The sequence below is a fragment of the Lactiplantibacillus sp. YT640 genome (assembly GCF_049745435.1).
Taxonomy (GTDB): Bacteria; Bacillota; Bacilli; order Lactobacillales; family Lactobacillaceae; genus Lactiplantibacillus; species Lactiplantibacillus plantarum.
Genome location: NZ_JBMNVY010000097.1, coordinates 1 through 503 on the forward strand (window position 1 = coordinate 1; position 503 = coordinate 503).

1 protein-coding gene is annotated in these 503 nt (G+C 39.2%); it reads right to left on the minus strand.

Features of this window, described 5'->3' with window-relative positions; genetic code table 11:
• Positions 1 to 317: 317 nt before the first annotated feature.
• The coding region (locus ACOV1R_RS16090) for a hypothetical protein (RefSeq protein ID WP_424744347.1) at positions 318 to 503 on the minus strand (186 nt) is incomplete at its 5' end.

Genomic DNA, 503 nt, shown 5'->3' on the forward strand with positions numbered 1-503 from the left:
GAACGTTTCTAATGTGACCTCAACTAGTGCTGAGATTAAAGTAGATGACAAAGCTGAATAAAGTAAAAAGGTCTATCCTCAATTGGGTAGGCCTTTTTATTGTGCAATTAAGTAAATAAAAGTAGTGTGTCATGTCAACAGCACAAGCTTAATTATAACACTATTTTAAGCTAGTTAACATAAGGCGGCTTATCCCAAGTAACCCCCTCACTCCCTGATAAAACAACGATCCGTTATTTGGCCTTTGTGAAATTTGACGGGAGAGGAGTGGTCTAGATGAAAAATCCCCAAAAAATCATTAAACTCACTTTGTGAATTTAACCGCCTAAACTCCTAGACCATTGCGCCAATCTTGTCTGACACCAGTCCAAAAAATCCCGTTCTGAAATCGTTGGTGTTCCCGTCAATAACTTTTTTGTGATGGGCTCCTCACCTAAAGCCGTCTCAATTAACCCAACCACTAAATAATCTGTCTGTTTCGTAACCCAATTTTGTGGTTTCGC